We start from the raw sequence: 18,915 nt of genomic DNA, 5'->3' as shown, positions 1-18,915 counted from the left end.
GCAATTTTGTTATAATGTCATAAGCATCTCATTTTAATTACTCAAATAGAATAAAACAAAGTAAAGGGGAGGATTATATGAGTGAAGAAAAGCAGATACGTGAAGAACGGTTTCAACTACTACTCCAACAAATCTTATTCCCAACTGACCTTTCGGAACAGTTTTTTAAGAATGGACTTATCCATAAACTAACAATCTATAAAAATGAAAAAAAATGGCAGTTTGATTTTCAATTAGAAAACCCATTGCCATTTCAAATCTTTCAGCTTTTCCATGAGCGTTTAGGACAAGCTTTTGGTCATATTGCTTTAGTCAAGTTTACACTTCGTTATTCTCAAGCGACTATCGATGAAACTATGATTGCTGACTATTGGTCGTTTATAATTGAAAACTTAGAAGGGTTTTCACCTTCGATTTTGCATTATTTAAAAGGGCAAACTCCAACTCTTCAAGGTCAAAAGCTCTTAATAGCCGTAAGAAATGAGACAGAAGCTACTGCACTTAGTAGAAAACTTAAAGACCCATTAAAAGAGGCATTTTTAAACCTGGGTTTTCCAAACTATCAAGTGGAACCAATGGTCAAAGAATCAAAGCAAGAGTTTCAACAATTCGTAAAACAAAAAGAACAAGAAGATCATTCGAAAATGGTAGCAGCTATGATTGAAAAACAAAAAATTGAAAGCAGAGCCGATAAAATTGCCGAGGCTAGTGGGTCACTAACAATTGGCTATCAAATAAAAGATGATATTGTACCAATTAGTTCTATTCAAGACGAAGAGAGAAAAATTGCGATTCAAGGTTATGTGTTTGATGCTGAGACGCGTGAGTTAAGAAGTGGTCGAACATTATTAACGTTTAAAATTACAGATTATACAGATTCTCTTTTAATTAAGATTTTTTCTAATGATAAAGAAGATGTGCCTCTGCTCCATGCAATTAAGAAGGGTATGTGGGTAAAAGTAAGAGGTGGCGTTCAATTTGATACATTTGTGCGCGATTTAGTCATGATGGCCAAAGACATTAATGAAGTTAAGCCGATCGAAAAACAAGATTTAGCACCAGAAAATGAAAAACGTGTTGAATTACATCTTCATACCCCAATGAGTCAAATGGATGCGATTACGCCTTGTAGCAAGATTATTGAACAAGCGAGTAAGTGGGGTCATAAAGCGATAGCGATTACAGATCATGGCGTTGTTCAGTCTTTTCCTGAAGCTTATGGTGCTGGAAAAAAGCATGGGATAAAAATACTGTATGGTCTTGAAGCAAATTTAGTTGATGATGGTGTTCCCATTGCTTATAATACTCAACATCGTAAACTAAGTGATGAAACATATATCGTTTTTGACGTCGAGACTACAGGTTTGTCTGCTGTTTACAATACGATTATCGAGTTAGCGGCTGTTAAAATTAAGAACGGTGAAATTGTTGATCGTTTTGAATCGTTTGCTAACCCTCATGAAAAGCTTACAAATTTGATCATCGACTTAACAGGCATAACCGATGATATGCTTGTTGACGCTCCTGAAATAGCGGATGTTCTAACAGACTTTAAAGCATGGATTGGCGATGATATCTTAGTTGCCCATAATGCTAGTTTTGATATGGGGTTTATTAATGCAGGCTTTCGTAAAATTGGCTTTTCTGATGCACAAAACCCAGTAATTGACACGTTAGAGTTAGCAAGATTTTTATACCCTGAGCTAAAAAATCACCGCTTAAATAACCTTTGTAAAAAGTTTGATATTGAGCTAGTAAGTCATCACCGAGCAATCTACGATGCTGAAGCGACAGGGTATTTAACTTGGAAATTGTTAAAAGATTGTTTTGAGCGCGAAATTGAATATCATGATCAATTAAATGACAATATGGGCAAAGGTGATTTTCATCGCTTACGTCCATCGCATTGCATTTTACTTGCTAAAACTCAAGTCGGATTAAAAAACTTATATAAATTAGTATCACTTTCACACTTGGAGTTTTTCTTTCGAACACCAAGAATTCCAAGATCACTATTAGAAAAATACCGAGAAGGAATTATTGTTGGTTCTGGTTGTGATAAAGGTGAAGTCTTTGAAGCAATGATGCAAAAATCTAGTGATGAAGTAGAGCAAGTAGCAAAATTTTATGATTATCTTGAAGTACAACCTCCGTCTAATTACGCACATTTAATTGAAAGAGAAATTGTCCGTGACGAATTGGCATTAAAAGATATTATTAAAAAGATCGTTGCACTTGGTGAAAAACTAGGCAAACCGGTTGTCGCAACTGGAAATGTCCATTATTTAACGAAAAATGATGCCATTTACCGTAAAATATTAATTGCCAGTCAAGGCGGAGCAAACCCGTTAAACAAACAAAAGTTACCGGAAGTTCACTTTCGTTCAACAGATGATATGTTAGAGTGCTTTCAATTTTTAGGTGAAGAGCGAGCAAAGGAAGTAGTGGTTACAAATACACAAAAAATCGCCGATGAAATCGAAGACGTTAAACCTATACCTGATGATCTTTATACACCGAAAATTGAAGGTGCAGATGAAGAAATTCGTAATATGAGCTATAACCGAGCTAGAAGTATCTATGGTGTAAACTTACCTGAAATTGTAGAAGCAAGACTAGAGAAAGAATTAAAAAGTATCATTGGGCACGGTTTCGCCGTAATTTATTTAATCTCTCATAAGCTAGTGAAAAAATCGTTAGATGATGGCTATCTGGTAGGGTCTCGTGGCTCGGTAGGTTCGTCTTTTGTTGCGACAATGACAGAGATAACCGAGGTAAATCCGTTACCACCACATTATGTTTGCCCCAATTGTCATCATTCGCACTTTTTTGTTGATGGTTCTGTAGGGTCTGGCTTTGACTTGCCAGATAAAGATTGTCCTGAATGTGGAACGAAATATGTGAAAGATGGACATGATATTCCGTTTGAAACGTTTCTAGGCTTTAAAGGAGATAAAGTACCTGATATCGATCTTAACTTTTCAGGGGATTATCAACCAAAAGCTCATAACTACACGAAGGAATTGTTTGGTGAAGAGTTTGTTTATAAGGCAGGTACCATTGGAACAGTTGCTGAAAAAACAGCCTACGGTTATGTAAAAGGCTATCAAAGTGATTATAATCTGCAAATGCGAGGCGCAGAAATAGATCGCCTTGTTTCTGGATGTACTGGAGTTAAAAGAACAACTGGTCAGCATCCTGGCGGGATTATTGTTGTTCCTGATTACATGGAAATCTATGATTTTTGCCCAATCCAATATCCAGCCGATGATAAAAATGCAGAATGGAAAACAACCCATTTTGATTTCCATTCAATTCATGATAATATGCTAAAACTAGATATACTTGGACACGATGACCCGACAGTAATTAGAATGCTTCAAGACTTAAGTGGAATTGATCCGAAAACAATACCAACAGATGACCCTGAAGTATTTAAATTATTTAGTGGTACAGAAGCTTTAGGTGTGACAGAAGAACAAATTATGTGTAAAACTGGCACCTATGGAATTCCTGAATTTGGAACGAAATTTGTAAGGCAAATGCTTGAAGAAACAAAACCTTCGTCGTTTAGTGAGTTAGTGCAGATCTCTGGTTTGTCACATGGAACTGATGTATGGCTTAATAATGCCAATGAACTAATTTATAATGGTACGTGTGTACTTAAAGAGGTAATTGGCTGTCGTGATGACATTATGGTGTATTTAATCTATAAAGGTCTAGAGCCATCTTTAGCTTTTAAAATTATGGAGAACGTTCGTAAAGGTAAAGGTTTACCGGAAGATTGGATCGATGAAATGAAGAAAAACAATGTTCCTGATTGGTATATAGGTTCATGTTTAAAAATTAAATACATGTTCCCAAAAGCTCATGCCGCGGCTTATGTTCTTATGGCTGTTCGGATTGCCTACTTTAAAGTGCATCACCCTATTTTATTTTACGCAGCTTACTTCACAGTAAGGGCAGATGATTTTGATTTAGATACGATGATAAGAGGATCGGCATCGATCAGAGCGAAGATTGATGAAATAACCGTAAAAGGTTTAGATGCTTCACCGAAGGAAAAGAACTTACTAACAGTATTAGAACTAGCGTTAGAAATGTGTGAACGAGGATTTTCTTTTAAGAAAGTAGATTTATATCAATCGAGTGCTACTGATTTTATCGTTGAAGGAAACACATTGTTACCACCGTTTAACGCCATGACAGGTGTTGGAACAAATGCAGCGCTTAACCTAGTTAAAGCGAGGGAACAAGGTGAGTTTTTATCGAAGGAAGACTTACAGCAGCGAAGTAAAATTACCAAAACGGTTTTAGAAAATTTAGATGATCACGGTTGTCTTGAGGGACTGCCAGCTTCTAACCAGTTATCACTGTTTTAGAGTCATTGCTTGTAACACTACCCAACTTGCATAAAATTTGGGATTATGTTATATTTTTGAGGTAATACTTAGAATAGGTGACACAAAAAGAGTGGGGAAACCCACTCTTTCGTTTTACTCTAAAAGGCTAGCGAGACTTTTTTCGCAGCATTTTGTTTGCTAATTTATATAGGGACAGTACCTAATAGTGACTATTTAGCAATTACTAGAACTTACATACAAGTAATTAACTCGTTTCATACTAGTGTTAAAAGATGTGATTATGAATGTTACATGTACAAGTTATGTTTGATCAAGGAGGGATAAAAAAGTGAGTAATAAGGTGACCACCACAGTAGAACAACTAGTAACACCTATAGTTAGTGAAATGCAACTTGAGCTTGTTGATGTTGAGTTTAAGAAAGAAGGTAAAAACTGGTTTCTACGCGTATACATTGACTCTGAAACTGGTGTAGATATTGAAGATTGCGGTACTGTTAGCGAACGGTTAAGTGAAATATTAGATGAAAAAGATCCGATACCGCAAGCCTATTTTTTAGAAGTTTCATCACCGGGTGCCGAGAGGCCACTAAAAAAACCGGCTGACGTCGAAAAAGCTGTAGGGAAAAATGTCTTTATTACATTATATGAGCCGATCCAAGGCGAGAAAGCCTTTGAAGGAAAATTAGTGTCTTTTGACGGCAATGAACTAACGTTGAGTACGAAACAAAAAACGAGGGTAGTCGAAGTTACCGTTCCTTACGAGAAAGTTGCAAGTGCTAGATTGGCTGTAGTTTTTTAGTACCAGTTATACAGCAAGTGAAAATTGAATTGAAATAATGAGCAAGCAAATTATTGCTACAGTTAGGAAAGGTACAATTGCTCTTACCTTAATTGTTTATGCTCTTCTAAATTGAAAGGGGGAGAAAAGTTCCATGAATACTGATTTTATGGATGCACTAACTACGTTAGAAAAAGAAAAAGGGATAGGGAAAGAAATCATTATTGAGGCCATTGAGGCAGCGCTAATATCTGGTTATAAACGTAATTTTAATCAAGCTCAAAATGTACGTGTCGACATTAATCGTGACAGTGGTAGTATTCGCGTGTTCGCAAGAAAACAAGTAGTAGAAGAGGTTTTTGACTCTAGATTAGAAATTTCTGAAGATGCCGCAAAGGCAATTAACCCACAATACGAAGCTGATGACATAGTTGAAATTGAAGTCACTCCTAAAGATTTTGGTCGAATTGCCGCTCAAACCGCCAAACAGGTTGTTACACAGCGCGTCCGTGAAGCAGAACGAGGTATTATCTACGCTGACTTTATTGACCGTGAAGAAGACATTATGACGGGGATTGTTCAACGACAAGATAGTCGTTTTATTTATGTAGACTTAGGGAAAGTAGAAGCTCTTTTGCCTTTAAGCGAACAAATGCCTAATGAGACATATAAGCATAACGATCGAATTAAAGCCTACATAACAAAAGTAGAAAAGACGACAAAGGGTCCGCAAATCTTAATCTCTAGAACTCATCCTGGTCTGCTAAAACGTTTGTTTGAATTAGAAGTCCCTGAAATATTTGACGGAACTGTTGAACTTAAATCCGTCGCACGTGAAGCTGGTGACCGCTCAAAGATTGCTGTTCATGCAGAAAATCCTGAAGTTGATCCAATCGGTTCATGTGTTGGGCCAAAAGGACAAAGAGTACAAACAATTGTTAATGAACTAAAAGGTGAAAAAATTGATATCGTTCGCTGGTCAGAAGATCCTGTAGAATATGTTGCTAATGCATTAAGTCCTGCAAAGGTTGTGCAAGTAAAAGTAAATGAAGCAGAAAAAATGACTCAAGTAATTGTTCCTGATTACCAGTTATCGTTGGCAATAGGGAAGAGGGGTCAAAATGCCCGTCTTGCAGCAAAGTTAACCGGGTGGAAAATAGACATAAAAAGTCAATCAGAGGCAGAAAATTTAGGTCTGTATAATCCAAATGAAGCTTTTGCTAGAGAATCTGAAGACCAAGTTGATGAACTTCAATATCAAGAAGGTCTAGAAGAATTAGAGTAATAAGGGAGTTGGAGCCATGATGAAGAGCCGTAAAGTTCCACTTCGCAAATGTGTTGTAACAAATGAAATGAAACCAAAAAAAGATTTAATTCGTATCGTACGAACCCCTGAAGGAGAAGTCGTCATTGACTTCACTGGTAAAAAATCTGGAAGAGGTGCTTACGTTAGTAATAGTAAGGAATGTTTTGAAGAAGCAAAAAAGAAAGATGTTTTTTCACGGCATTTAAATATTAAAGTGAGTTCAGAAATATATGACCAACTTATTAGTGATCGAACAAAAGGAGACTTATCATGAAGCAACCGCAATGGTATTCGCTCTTAGGTCTTGCTGCTAGAGCTAGAAAGCTCGTTTCTGGGGAAGAGCTCGTAATTAAAAGTATCCGCAAAAAAGAAGTCTATCTTGTCATAGTAGCGAATGATGCCTCTGAGTCAACAACAAAAAAGCTACAAGATAAATGCAATTTCTATAATGTAACATTGAAATTTGCTGCGGACCGCGGTCAACTGGGCTCAGCTATTGGCAAACATGAAAGAGTGGTTGTTGGTGTAATTGATCAGGGATTTGCTCAAAAGCTCCTTTCAATTCTTTAATAAAAGCTAAAATGCTGGTTGAACAAACTGATGTTCAAAGGGAGGAAAGCAAATGAGGAAGATGCGAGTATATGAATATGCAAAAGAAAAGAACATATCTAGTAAGGAAATCATTGAAAAATTAAAGTCACTAAACATCGAGGTAACAAATCATATGTCAGTCATCAATGAAGATGCAATAAAACAATTAGAGGGTGCCAAAAAAGAGGTTCCCAAAACAGAAGTAGCTAAGAAGGAAGTACCAAAAAAACCGCAACAATCAAATCCTAGTGCGGCCAAAACAGTTAACAACAAAGGTAAATTTGAGCAAAAGCCTAATAACAAAGGGAACAACTCAAAGAACAACAACGTAAAGCAAAATGATAAAAATCGTAACAATAAAAAGAACCAAAAAAGTCATAACAATAGGCCTCAAGTAGAAGAAAAAAAAGAGCCTATGCAAACACCATCTAAGATTACTTATTCAGGTTCCCTAACGGTAGGAGAACTAGCTAAATTGCTTTATAAAGAGCCATCAGAATTAATTAAAAAGTTATTGTTCTTAGGTGTAATGGCTACGATTAACCAAGAGTTAGATAAAGATTCAATCGAATTAATTGCTAGTGATTTTGGTGTTGAAGTGGAGGAAGAGATTGTTTTAGAAGCCACCGACTTCGAGCGCTATGAAGAAGACGATGATCCAAAGGATTTAAAAGAAAGACCGCCAGTTGTAACGATCATGGGTCACGTTGATCATGGTAAAACAACCCTTTTAGATTCAATTCGTCATACAAAAGTTACCGCTGGTGAAGCAGGTGGAATTACCCAACATATTGGTGCTTATCAAGTAGATATTAATGGTAAAAAAATTACGTTTCTAGATACTCCAGGACACGCAGCTTTTACAACGATGAGAGCTCGTGGAGCACAAGTAACAGATATTACAATTCTTGTTGTTGCTGCTGATGATGGTGTAATGCCGCAAACTGTTGAAGCAATTAATCATGCTAAAGCTGCTAAGGTTCCAATTATCGTTGCCGTTAATAAAATGGATAAGGAAGGCGCTAATCCTGATCGTGTAATGCAAGAGCTTACAGAACACGGTTTAGTTGCTGAAGCTTGGGGCGGGGATACTATTTTCGTTCATGTCTCAGCATTAAAAGGCGAAGGAATCGATGATCTGTTAGAAATGATTTTACTAGTATCTGAAGTTGAAGAATATAAAGCTAATCCGAAAGCGTATGCTCGTGGTACAGTGGTTGAAGCAGAGCTTGATAAAGGTCGAGGTGCAGTTGCAACACTACTAGTCCAATCTGGCACTTTACATGTTGGTGATCCAATCGTAGTAGGTAATACTTTCGGTCGTGTTAGAGCGATGGTTAACGACTTAGGCCGTCGTGTTAAAATTGCCGGTCCATCAGCGCCTGTAGAAATTACGGGTCTAAGTGATGTTCCACAAGCAGGCGATCAGTTTTTAGTTTTTAAAGATGAAAAAACAGCAAGATCAGTTGGAGAAGCTCGTGCATCTAAGCAACGTGATGCGGAACGCTCTGAAAGTAGCAAAGTAAGTCTTGAAGACTTATTTAACAAAATTCAACAAGGTGAAATAAAAGAAATTAACGTCATTATTAAAGGTGACGTCCAAGGTTCTGTTGAAGCGATGAGGGGTTCACTTGAAAAAATCGATGTTGAAGGTGTTAAAGTAAACATTATTCATACAGGTGTAGGTGCGATTACAGAGTCTGATATTATTTTAGCTAGTGCATCAAATGCGATCGTAATTGGCTTCAATGTAAGACCAGATGTCAATGCAAAACGTACGGCCGATAGTGAAAAAGTAGATATTCGTCTTCACCGCGTAATTTACAATGCAATTGATGAAATTGAAGCAGCAATGAAAGGGATGCTTGACCCTGAATTTGAAGAAAAGGTCATCGGTCAAGTAGAAGTTAGAACTACTTTCAAAGTTTCTAAAGTGGGTACAATTGCAGGATGTTACGTTACTGAAGGGAAAATCACTCGAGATTCTACAGTTCGCTTAATTCGCGATGGTGTCGTTATCTACGAAGGGAAAATTGACGCACTTAAACGTTTCAAAGATGATGCAAAAGAAGTGGCAACTAACTATGAGTGTGGAATAACCCTAGAAAAGTTCAATGATATTAAAGAAGGCGATGTCATTGAAGCTTATGTAATGGAAGAAATTAAACGTACATGATTGCTGTTGCAACATGTGAATGTTTAATTTATGATGCTCAATCATTGAAAGGAAAGCGAGCTGTCCTTAAGAGTATAATAACGCGTTTAAAGCAAAGGCTAAATATATCAGTTTCGGAAACCGACTTTCAAGATCTTTGGCAACGGACAGAAATAACGATTGTGACCGTGGCTAGTGATCGAGTAATCGCTGAAAAAGAATTAAATAAGGCTCTCGCAATGATTGATTCCACTCCGGAAATTGAGCGAACCATTACAAACTTTGAATGGTTTTGAACGTTAAGACGAAATACTTTTAAAATGAAGCTGTCTAGCTCTTAGGTCTTTCCCCTCGAGGGGAAAGATATTTGCGAGAAGCAAACGAAGTCGCTATGTCGCAGGACTTGGATAGGTCTTTGGCAACATATGGCGCTTGGGCATTTCAAACGAGGTGAGATTATGAGTGTTCGTGCAAATCGTGTTGGTGAACAAATAAAGAAAGAAATGACGGATATTCTCCAAAGAGAACTTAAAGATCCAAGAATTGGTTTTGTTACTATTACTGGAGTTGAAGTAACTGGAGATCTTCAGCAAGCTACGATCTTTATTACAGTGCTTGGTAATGAAGAACAAAAAGAATCTACATTACAAGGTCTTTCAAAAGCAACAGGGTTTATCCGCTCAGAAATTGGTAAAAGAATTCGACTGAGAAAAACACCTGAGCTGATTTTTAAATTTGATGAATCAACTGAGTATGGAAATAAAATTGCGACGCTTCTTGGAGAACTTAACAGGCAACAAGACCAGCAGTAGCAAGATGAAGGGGATAGTTTATGCTATCTCCTTTTCTCTATTAACTAAAAAAATTAAAAGTGGTGAAAATTAATGGAAATTCAAGGCATTCTTCCTTTGCATAAACCAAAAGCAATGACATCACATGACTGCGTTGCAAAGTTACGACGCATTTTAAAAACAAGAAAAATCGGTCATACCGGGACACTAGACCCAGATGTTACGGGAGTCTTGCCGATATGTATTGGGAGAGCAACAAAGGTTGCTCAATATATGTCTGATTACGCAAAGACATACGAGGGGGAAGTTACAATTGGCTACTCGACGACAACTGAAGACTTTACTGGAGAGTTACTTGAAAAGAAGAAAGTGGAGACTTTATTTTCTAGATTAGAAATTGAAGAAGTACTACAATCTTTTACAGGGGAGATTACCCAAACCCCACCGATGTATTCAGCAGTAAAGGTTAATGGTAAAAAATTATATGAATATGCTAGAGCAGGGGTAGAAGTAGCTAGACCCGAGCGTAAAGTGTTTATTCATGATTTGACGCTTCTAACTAATCCGGTAATCGTTGATGGTGATAAACTTAAATTCTCGTTTCGCGTTCATTGCAGTAAGGGAACCTATGTCCGGACTTTAGCTGTGGACATTGGAAAGAAATTAGGTTACCCTGCTCATATGTCCGCTTTAGTTCGGACGGCTTCTGGTCCGTTTAAGCTAGAAGATTGCCTGTCATTTGAGGAAATTGAAGAAAAAGTATCTTTAGGGGAACTACAAGGTAAATTGCTAAAAATTGAAGAGGCTTTATCTTTTTTTGTGAAAATCACTGTAGATGAAATCACAGCTACTCAAGTAATGAATGGCATGGTATTACCACTACCAAAGGGGATAGATGAAAATAAGTTTACCGTATATAATGGGGATGGTGAATGTATCGCTATTTACATAAAACACCCGACAAAAGTAGGTTTAATGAAACCTGAGAAAATTTTAAAAAATGATGTTTTAGGTTAGACAAAGAAGTGGTATTACATAAAATTGAGGTGGAAACATTGGAAACGATCATTTTGTCACACCCTCATCAGCTAAGGAAAGAAAACTTAAAAGAAACTGTGGTCGCTTTAGGTTTCTTTGATGGTGTTCATTTAGGTCACAAGCAGGTAATTTCGACTGCCAAACAATTGGCCAAGCAAAAAGAGATGCAGTGCGCAGTCATGACATTTAGTCCACATCCAAAAGAAGTATTGCGTGCCGACCAAGGGCCTTTAGATTATTTGAGCCCAATGCCAGAAAAAATAAAGCTCATTAGTCAATTAGAGGTAGATATCCTTTATGTCATCGAATTTACGCGAGAGTTTGCTAATCTAACCCCGCAACAGTTTGTAGATGATTACTTAATTGGCTTGAATGTAAAACATGTAGTAGCCGGTTTTGATTACAGTTATGGTAAGTTAGGGAAGGGAACAATGGAGACACTCCCGTTTCATTCTAGAAATGCTTTTACTCAAACTACAATCTCAAAAGTAGAAAAAGATCATGAGAAGATTAGTTCTACCAATATCCGCAAACTTTTAGAAAAGGGGAAGGTGGCACAAATCCCCCCAGTTTTAGGGAGATATTATGAGGTTGTAGGAATTGTTGTTCACGGTGAAAAACGTGGCCGCACAATCGGTTTTCCAACGGCAAATATTAACACAGACCGCTATTTACTACCGATAATTGGAGTTTATGCTGTTTGTGTAAAAGTGAAAGGCCGAACATATGAAGGGGTTTGTAATATAGGTTACAAACCAACATTTCATGGTGAGAACAAGTCGTTTAAATCAGTTGAAATTCACTTATTTGATTTTGATCAAGACATATATGATGAAGAAGTAGCAATACAGTGGATTGAGTGGATTAGAAGTGAAAAGAAGTTTGATTCTATTGAACAATTAATTAGTCAAATTCAAGAAGATAAAGCGAAAGCAAAACTAATTTTAAATAAATTAAACATGTGTTCTTGCAATTGTTAGCAAAACAATGTATTCTTATTACTGTACGTTTGTACAAAACCATTGCTTGGCAATATCGCTTCACCGACGTTTGCTAGGGAATTGGGGATTATGAAAAGGAGGTGAATTAGGATGGCATTAACTCAAGAGCGTAAAAATGAAATCATTGAAACGTTTAAAGTGCACGATACTGACACTGGATCTCCAGAAGTTCAGATCGCTATCCTAACGGAGCAAATTAATACGTTAAACGGCCATTTACGTACACACAAGAAGGATCATCACTCACGTCGTGGTCTTTTAAAGATGGTTGGACAACGTCGTAACTTACTTACGTACTTACGTAATAAGGATGTTACACGTTATCGTAACCTGGTTGACAAGCTTGGTTTACGTAGATAGTAAAGACACGAAAGCGGGATTCTTCCCGCTTTTTTGTTAGATTTCTTTAATGGAAAATATTAATAATTTTTCACTTTTCATTGATGAAAAAAACACTTTTTAATTTACATATTTAAGGAAACAATAAAGGTATAATTAATTATCATTTGTTAAATAAAAGTAAAACGAAGGTTTTGCTGTTTTTGGCAAAAATAATTCATTCAAAATTAAGGTAAACGAGAGGAGTACTCGTACAAATGGAACATGGAACAAAAAAGTTTTCAATTGATTGGGCAGGTCGAGAATTAACGTTTGAAATTGGCGAGTTTGCAAAACAAGCCAATGGAGCTGTAATGGTAAGGTATGGAGAAACGGCGGTTTTAGCAACTGTAACAGCTTCTAAATCGCCAAAACCATTGAATTTCTTTCCACTTACGGTGAATTATGAAGAGCGTCTTTATGCAGCTGGGAAAATCCCTGGTGGCTTTATTAAGCGAGAGGGACGTCCGAGTGAAAATGCTATTCTTACGAGTAGACTTATTGATAGACCAATACGTCCACTATTCCCTGATGGGTTTCGTAACGAAGTACAAGTGATTAGTATCGTCATGAGTATTGACCAAAACTGTTCACCTGAAATGGCCGCTATGGTAGGCTCATCACTAGCTTTATCGATTTCTGATATTCCATTTGATGGTCCTATCGCTGGTGTAACTGTAGGGCGAATTGACGGGCAGTTTTTCATTAACCCAACAACAGAGCAATTAGAGCAAAGTGATATTCATTTAGTTGTTGCTGGTACTAAAGATGGCATTAACATGGTAGAGGCAGGTAGTGAAGAAGTATCTGAAGAGGTAATGTTAGAGGCGATTATGTATGGTCACGAAGAAATTAAGCGCCTAGTTGCTTTCCAAGAAGAAATTATCGCTCAACTTGGTACGATCGAAAAATCAGAAATCATTCTTCACACACTGGACGCGGATCTTGAAGCTTTAGTTCGTGAATTTGCCGATACTGAGTTGAGACAAGCTGTACAAGTTCAAGAAAAGCACGCGAGACAAGCTGCTATTGACGCTGTTATGGAAAAAGCAGTGGCACATTTCGAACAAAATGAAGAAACTGATTTAGGTGAAGTAAAAGAAATACTTCATAAAATTGTAAAAGAAGAAGTTAGACGTTTAATTACAAAGGAAAAAATTCGTCCAGATGGACGTGCTAAAGATGAGATTCGTCCGCTTACTTCGAAGATTGATATTTTACCTAGGACACATGGGTCTGGTTTATTTACGAGAGGACAAACTCAAGCACTTAGTATTTGTACCCTTGGAGCTCTAGGCGATGTTCAAATTCTTGATGGACTAGGCATTGAAGAATCAAAACGTTTTATGCATCACTATAACTTCCCATTATTTAGTGTTGGTGAAACAGGACCGATTCGTGGACCAGGACGTCGAGAAATTGGTCATGGGGCTCTTGGTGAGCGTGCCTTAGAACCAATTATTCCATCTGAGAAAACTTTCCCTTACACAATTCGTCTTGTTTCGGAAGTTTTAGAATCTAATGGTTCTACCTCTCAGGCAAGTATATGTGCTAGTACGCTAGCTATGATGGCTGCTGGAGTCCCAATAAAAGCTCCTGTTGCAGGTATTGCTATGGGTCTTATCGCTGAAGGTGAAGACTATACGGTATTAACTGATATTCAAGGTATGGAAGACCACCTAGGTGACATGGACTTTAAAGTGGCTGGTACGAAAGATGGTATTACTGCACTGCAAATGGACATAAAAATTTCTGGGATTAATCGAGCTATTTTAGAAGAAGCGTTAGAACAAGCTAGACAAGGCCGTCTGCATATTTTGGATAATATGCTTGAGGCGATTAGCGAGCCTAAAGAAGAGCTTTCTCAGTATGCGCCAAAGATCTTAATCCTGAAAATTAATCCTGATAAAATTCGCGATGTAATTGGACCAAGCGGGAAAATAATTAACAAGATTATTGAAGAAACTGGGGTAAAAATTGATATCGAACAAGATGGTACTGTCTTTATCGGTTCGATTAATCAAGAGATGAATGCTAAAGCTAAACAAATTATTGAAGATATCGTCCGTGAAGTTCAAGTAGGCGAAACGTATCTTGGAACAGTTAAACGAATTGAAAAGTTTGGTGCTTTTGTTGAGATCTTTAAAGGTAAAGATGGACTTGTCCACATCTCACAACTTAGTGAAGAGCGTGTGAATAAAGTAGAAGATGTTATTGCGATTGGTGATCAAATTCTAGTTAAGGTTACAGAAGTTGATAACCAAGGCAGAGTAAACTTGTCACGGAAAGCTGTTCTTAAAGAACAGAAGCAGGAAAGCTAAGAAAGAGGCTGGGGCTTTAGCCAGTCTCTTTTTCTCTATTATTAATTAAAAATTGTAAATATCATGTGATAGCAGTAAAGTTACATTCTCCATTTTAGATTTGTTCTACCTCGTCCACCTAATGCATAGTTTTTAGTAAAAGGGGGGACAGTTAATGATGAAGAAATTTATTTTACAAATTTGTACTTTTTTTATTATAATTATTTTGTCTATTGGTTCAATTCAAAATCCTTATACTTCTAATTACATTGATGATCTAAAGAGGGAGAGTATCGCAGTATCGACCTTTAATGATCCTATTTTTATAGAGCTTGAACAATTTGCCCAAAAACAAAACCAACCACCAATAAATGCTGTCGTTGATAAAGTTTGGAAAGCTGTCCCAGGCTTAAACGGTTTAGAAGTGAATATTGAAGCATCATATGAGAGAATGCGAAAAGATGGGCAATTTTCGAAAAAAAGAGTAGTATATAAGCAAGTGCCACCAGAAGTTCATTTAAGTGATCTACCACCTTCACCTATCTATCGTGGAAACTCAGAAAAACCAATGGTTTCGTTACTTGTTAATGTTGCTTGGGGAAATGAATATTTACCATCCATGCTAAAAATAATGCAGGCTTACAATGTGAAAACTACATTTTTCTTAGATGGATCCTGGACGAAAAAAAATCCTACGTTAGCGAAAATGATTGTAGATGAGGGACATGAAATTGGAAATCATGGGTACTCTCACCCAGATATGAAAAAGTTGTCCAAGGGCAGAATTAGTGAAGAAATACAGAAAACGAATGAAGTTATCAAAGCTACGTTAGATGTTTCACCTGTTTGGTTTGCACCCCCTAGCGGAAGCTTTCGCCAGGATGTTGTTGACATTGCTAAAAGTATGGATATGTACACAATTCTTTGGACTGTTGATACAGTAGATTGGCGAGATCCAGAACCGATGGCAATGGTGGGGCGAGTATTACAAAAAGTGGAACCAGGGGCAATGATTTTAATGCATCCAACAGCCAGTAGTACGGGTGGATTAGAGCAGCTTATTATAGGGTTAAAAGAAAAGGGATATCAAATTAGTACAGTTACTAATCTCCTTAGTGAGGAGAGGATTGGTGTTCCGAGTGAGACTCTTGAGTCATATTGAATAGGAGGAAAATTAGATTGATACAAAAGTTTGAAACTCCCAACGGTTTAAGGATCGTCTTAGAGAAAATACCGACAGTTAGGTCTGTTTCAATTGGTATATGGATTGGAACGGGTTCTCGATTTGAGTCTACAGCAGTAAACGGTGTCTCTCATTTTTTAGAGCATATGTTTTTTAAAGGAACGGAAAAACGCTCAGCCCAGGAAATCGCTGAGGCGTTTGATGGGATCGGCGGTCAAGTAAATGCGTTTACCTCAAAAGAATATACTTGTTACTATGCCAAAGTTTTAGATGATCATGCTCAAATTGCTCTAGACGTTTTATCTGATATGTTTTTTAACTCCCGCTTTGAAGCTAATGAACTAGAGAAGGAAAAAAATGTTGTTCTTGAAGAAATAAAAATGTACGAGGATGCACCGGATGATATTGTTCACGATCTATTAGCACAAGCCAGCTTCGGTTCTCATTCTCTTGGTTATCCGATTTTAGGAACGCAACAAACGTTAAAATCTTTTTCCGATAAAACATTAAGAGACTATATGAATGACCAGTATACTGCGGAAAACGTAGTTATTTCTGTGGCTGGAAATGTCGATGAAGATTTTATTCAACAAGTAGAGACGATATTTAGAGATGTTGAAAAAAGTAAGCAAAACCGCGAATATGTTACACCAGCCTTCTTAGCCGAAAAATTAGTTCGGAAAAAAGAGACAGAACAAGCTCACCTTTGCTTAGGTTTTAATGGTTTAGCAATTGGACATGAAGATATTTATAGTCTTGTCCTTTTAAATAATATATTAGGTGGAAGTATGAGTAGTCGATTATTCCAAGAGGTGAGGGAAAAGAGAGGGCTTGCGTATTCCGTATTCTCTTATCATTCTTCCTATCATGACAATGGGATGTTAACGGTATACAGTGGTACTGCGCCTCATCAACTTGACGAGTTATATGAGACAATTATGACAACCTTAGATGGTATTGGCAAAAACGGTATTACGGAAAAAGAGCTAACAAAAGGAAAAGAGCAATTAAAAGGTAATTTGATGCTAAGTCTAGAAAGTACAAATAGTCGTATGAGTCGAAACGGAAAAAATGAACTTCTCCTTAAAAACCATCGCTCTTTGGATCAAATGATTGAAGAAATCAATAGTGTCTCGATTACAAATGTAAACAGACTAAGTTCTGACTTATTCAGTAAAGCGTATTCTGTAGCACTAATCAGTCCTGATGGGAAGCTTCCAAGCAGTATGAAGCAATAGTTATATGTAAAGCAGAGAGCGCTCCAAGCTAGACAACTTTTAAAGTTCAAAAAGTTATACTTTCTTATCTTTAAAAAAATACCAGCCTTGGTTGGTATTTTTTTTTATTGTCCACATAAAAATGAAGTAATAAACACCAAGGGGGGAACGATATTGAAATTAAGTGAAATTAGTGGCAAAGAAATTATCGATTATGATAAGGGAGAACGGCTAGGTGTATTAGGACAAACTGATCTTGTCATTGATGAGGAGACAGGGAAAATCGAATCGTTTATAATTCCCTCAATGAAATGGTTTGGCTTAGGTAAAAAAGAAAAAGAAGTAACTGTCTACTGGCGGCAAATTATTAAGATCGGAGCAGATATGATCATAATAGATGTAGACAAAGAATAACCACTTAGCTTTGAGGTCGTACAAAATGTACGGCTTTTTTTTATACTAAACTTAAAAATTTTCACCCACTTCTAAATTCTAATATTCTCATAAACCATGCTTTCACCATTCACCGATTTGTGCGTTTATACATAAGATGATTTTGAATTAATTAGGAGAATTCCCCTGTGGAACGTTTAAAGGCGAATCGACAGTGAGAAAGGGGGAGGAGCAATGTTAACAGGGAAACATGTTGCGATTATTGGTGGAGATGCAAGACAACTAGAAGTAATTCGCAAATTAATTGAGCTTGATGCCAAAATATCATTAATAGGTTTTGATCAACTTGATGAGGGGTTCGCAGGCGCTACTAAAGTTCAGCTTGATCAAGTTGATTTCAGTACAGTAGAAGCTATAATGCTTCCGGTAAGTGGAACTAGTTCAGAAGGAGAGGTAGAAACAATATTTTCAAATGAAAAAATTGTTTTAACTAATGACCACTTAAAAGCAACCTCAAAGCAATGTACTGTTTATTCAGGGATAAGCAATCAATATTTGAAAACAATCGTCCATTCTTCAAATCGAAAACTTGTTGAGTTATTTGAAAGAAATGATGTTGCTATTTATAACTCAATCCCAACAATGGAAGGAACGTTAATGATGGTGATACAAAATACCGATATTACCATTCATCGTTCAAATGTAGTTATCGTAGGTTTTGGGAGAGTAGGAATGTCGGTGGCAAGAGCGTTTCATGGATTAGGTGCGAATGTCAAAGTGGCAGCACGTGAAAGTGAACTTTTAGCTAGGGTTTATGAAATGGGCTTTCAACCAATTGAATTATCTCTTCTTGCAAATGAAGTTCATAATACTGATGTTTGCATTAACACAATTCCTGCGAAAGTGTTAACGGGAAATATCTTATCAAAAATGCCGACACGTTCCTTAATTATTGATTTAGCATCTAAGCCAGGGGGCACCGATTTTCGTTATGCGGAAAAGAGAGGCATTAAAGCAATGCTTGCTCCCGGGTTGCCAGGGATTGTTGCCCCAAAAACAGCAGGTCAGATTATCGCCAATGTTCTTTCCAAATTGCTGCTTGAAGAACAAAACACCATTGAGGAGGAACAAAAATGAATTTAAAGGGAAAACATATCGGTTTCGGATTAACTGGATCTCATTGTACGTATAGTGCCGTTATTCCGGAAATGAAAAAGTTAATTGACGCAGGAGCAAAAGTAACACCGTTTGTATCACATACTGTAAAGACAACTGATACAAAGTTTGGTGATAGTGAAGATTGGCTAACACAAATACAGGAAATTACCGACGAGGAAATTGTCGATTCGATCGTAAAAGCAGAACCATTTGGACCAAAGACACCGTTAGACTGTATAGTTGGTAAAACCACCGCATAGAT

The 18,915-nt window shown here is 37.1% G+C and carries 16 protein-coding genes and 1 pseudogene; all 17 read left to right on the top strand.

Translation table 11 applies throughout. From position 1 onward, the window contains the following. The first annotated feature begins 77 nt into the window (after positions 1-77). Positions 78-4,382 carry a PolC-type DNA polymerase III gene (locus tag ACK4M9_RS08440; RefSeq protein WP_409849348.1) on the top strand — a complete coding sequence of 1,435 codons (4,305 nt, stop codon included), beginning with the start codon at positions 78-80 and terminating at the stop codon, positions 4,380-4,382. A gap of 310 nt (positions 4,383-4,692) precedes the next feature. After that, the gene (gene rimP / locus ACK4M9_RS08435) at positions 4,693-5,163 is read left to right on the top strand and encodes a ribosome maturation factor RimP (RefSeq protein ID WP_409849346.1); all 471 of its coding nucleotides are present in this window, start codon (positions 4,693-4,695) and stop codon (positions 5,161-5,163) included. A 133-nt stretch (positions 5,164-5,296) separates the two neighbouring features. After that, positions 5,297-6,427, top strand: a complete 1,131-nt coding sequence (nusA, locus tag ACK4M9_RS08430) for a transcription termination factor NusA (RefSeq protein ID WP_409849344.1) — start codon at positions 5,297-5,299, stop codon at positions 6,425-6,427. A 19-nt stretch (positions 6,428-6,446) separates the two neighbouring features. Next, on the top strand, positions 6,447-6,722 hold the full coding sequence (gene rnpM / locus ACK4M9_RS08425; RefSeq protein ID WP_409849848.1) for an RNase P modulator RnpM: 276 nt from the start codon (positions 6,447-6,449) through the stop codon (positions 6,720-6,722). After that, positions 6,719-7,018 carry a YlxQ family RNA-binding protein gene (locus ACK4M9_RS08420; RefSeq protein WP_409849342.1) on the top strand — a complete coding sequence of 100 codons (300 nt, stop codon included), beginning with the start codon at positions 6,719-6,721 and terminating at the stop codon, positions 7,016-7,018. Before rnpM ends, ACK4M9_RS08420 begins: the two co-directional genes overlap by 4 nt. Before the next feature lie 52 nt (positions 7,019-7,070). After that, positions 7,071-9,215, top strand: a complete 2,145-nt coding sequence (infB, locus tag ACK4M9_RS08415; protein WP_409849340.1) for a translation initiation factor IF-2 — start codon at positions 7,071-7,073, stop codon at positions 9,213-9,215. Further along, on the top strand, positions 9,212-9,490 hold the full coding sequence (locus ACK4M9_RS08410) for a DUF503 domain-containing protein (RefSeq protein ID WP_409849338.1): 279 nt from the start codon (positions 9,212-9,214) through the stop codon (positions 9,488-9,490). Before infB ends, ACK4M9_RS08410 begins: the two co-directional genes overlap by 4 nt. Positions 9,491-9,652: 162 nt before the next feature. Beyond that, on the top strand, positions 9,653-10,006 hold the full coding sequence (gene rbfA / locus ACK4M9_RS08405; RefSeq protein WP_409849336.1) for a 30S ribosome-binding factor RbfA: 354 nt from the start codon (positions 9,653-9,655) through the stop codon (positions 10,004-10,006). Positions 10,007-10,084: 78 nt separating this feature from the next. Beyond that, the gene (truB, locus tag ACK4M9_RS08400; protein WP_409849846.1) at positions 10,085-11,002 is read left to right on the top strand and encodes a tRNA pseudouridine(55) synthase TruB; all 918 of its coding nucleotides are present in this window, start codon (positions 10,085-10,087) and stop codon (positions 11,000-11,002) included. 38 nt (positions 11,003-11,040) lie between these two features. Then, positions 11,041-12,003 carry a bifunctional riboflavin kinase/FAD synthetase gene (ribF, locus tag ACK4M9_RS08395; protein ID WP_409849334.1) on the top strand — a complete coding sequence of 321 codons (963 nt, stop codon included), beginning with the start codon at positions 11,041-11,043 and terminating at the stop codon, positions 12,001-12,003. A 111-nt stretch (positions 12,004-12,114) separates the two neighbouring features. Then, positions 12,115-12,384: a 30S ribosomal protein S15 gene (gene rpsO, locus ACK4M9_RS08390; RefSeq protein WP_129079326.1), complete on the top strand. Its 270-nt coding sequence runs from the start codon at positions 12,115-12,117 to the stop codon at positions 12,382-12,384. Positions 12,385-12,620: 236 nt separating this feature from the next. Next, positions 12,621-14,723 (top strand): polyribonucleotide nucleotidyltransferase, encoded by a 2,103-nt coding sequence (locus tag ACK4M9_RS08385; RefSeq protein ID WP_409849332.1) that lies wholly within the window; start codon positions 12,621-12,623, stop codon positions 14,721-14,723. Positions 14,724-14,877: 154 nt separating this feature from the next. Continuing rightward, positions 14,878-15,864, top strand: coding sequence for a polysaccharide deacetylase family protein (locus ACK4M9_RS08380; protein ID WP_409849330.1), 987 nt, complete (start codon positions 14,878-14,880; stop codon positions 15,862-15,864). Between the two features lie 17 nt (positions 15,865-15,881). Beyond that, positions 15,882-17,123: a M16 family metallopeptidase gene (locus ACK4M9_RS08375; RefSeq protein ID WP_409849328.1), complete on the top strand. Its 1,242-nt coding sequence runs from the start codon at positions 15,882-15,884 to the stop codon at positions 17,121-17,123. Between the two features lie 153 nt (positions 17,124-17,276). Further along, positions 17,277-17,516, top strand: coding sequence for a YlmC/YmxH family sporulation protein (locus tag ACK4M9_RS08370; protein ID WP_409849326.1), 240 nt, complete (start codon positions 17,277-17,279; stop codon positions 17,514-17,516). Between the two features lie 213 nt (positions 17,517-17,729). Continuing rightward, entirely contained in the window at positions 17,730-18,632 is a 903-nt protein-coding gene (dpaA, locus tag ACK4M9_RS08365) for a dipicolinic acid synthetase subunit A (RefSeq protein WP_409849324.1), read from the top strand. Then, positions 18,629-18,895: pseudogene (locus ACK4M9_RS08360) on the top strand (flavoprotein); the annotation flags it as partial. The gene dpaA and the pseudogene ACK4M9_RS08360, both read left to right, overlap by 4 nt. Positions 18,896-18,915: the final 20 nt, after the last annotated feature.

Origin of the sequence: Anaerobacillus sp., assembly GCF_046314235.1 — a bacterium.
In the GTDB taxonomy this organism is placed as follows: domain Bacteria; phylum Bacillota; class Bacilli; order Bacillales; family Anaerobacillaceae; genus Anaerobacillus.
Note: the sequence above shows the minus strand (reverse complement) of the source record. Positions and strands in the feature narration are given on the sequence as shown.

Coding starts and splice junctions, on each gene's coding strand:
- dpaA (WP_409849324.1), top strand. CDS start 17,730: ATGTTAACAGGGAAACATGTTGCGATTATTGGTGGAGATGCAAGACAA.
- ACK4M9_RS08440 (WP_409849348.1), top strand. CDS start 78: ATGAGTGAAGAAAAGCAGATACGTGAAGAACGGTTTCAACTACTACTC.
- nusA (WP_409849344.1), top strand. CDS start 5,297: ATGAATACTGATTTTATGGATGCACTAACTACGTTAGAAAAAGAAAAA.
- infB (WP_409849340.1), top strand. CDS start 7,071: ATGAGGAAGATGCGAGTATATGAATATGCAAAAGAAAAGAACATATCT.
- ACK4M9_RS08420 (WP_409849342.1), top strand. CDS start 6,719: ATGAAGCAACCGCAATGGTATTCGCTCTTAGGTCTTGCTGCTAGAGCT.
- ACK4M9_RS08410 (WP_409849338.1), top strand. CDS start 9,212: ATGATTGCTGTTGCAACATGTGAATGTTTAATTTATGATGCTCAATCA.
- rpsO (WP_129079326.1), top strand. CDS start 12,115: ATGGCATTAACTCAAGAGCGTAAAAATGAAATCATTGAAACGTTTAAA.
- rbfA (WP_409849336.1), top strand. CDS start 9,653: ATGAGTGTTCGTGCAAATCGTGTTGGTGAACAAATAAAGAAAGAAATG.
- rnpM (WP_409849848.1), top strand. CDS start 6,447: ATGAAGAGCCGTAAAGTTCCACTTCGCAAATGTGTTGTAACAAATGAA.
- ACK4M9_RS08385 (WP_409849332.1), top strand. CDS start 12,621: ATGGAACATGGAACAAAAAAGTTTTCAATTGATTGGGCAGGTCGAGAA.
- ACK4M9_RS08380 (WP_409849330.1), top strand. CDS start 14,878: ATGATGAAGAAATTTATTTTACAAATTTGTACTTTTTTTATTATAATT.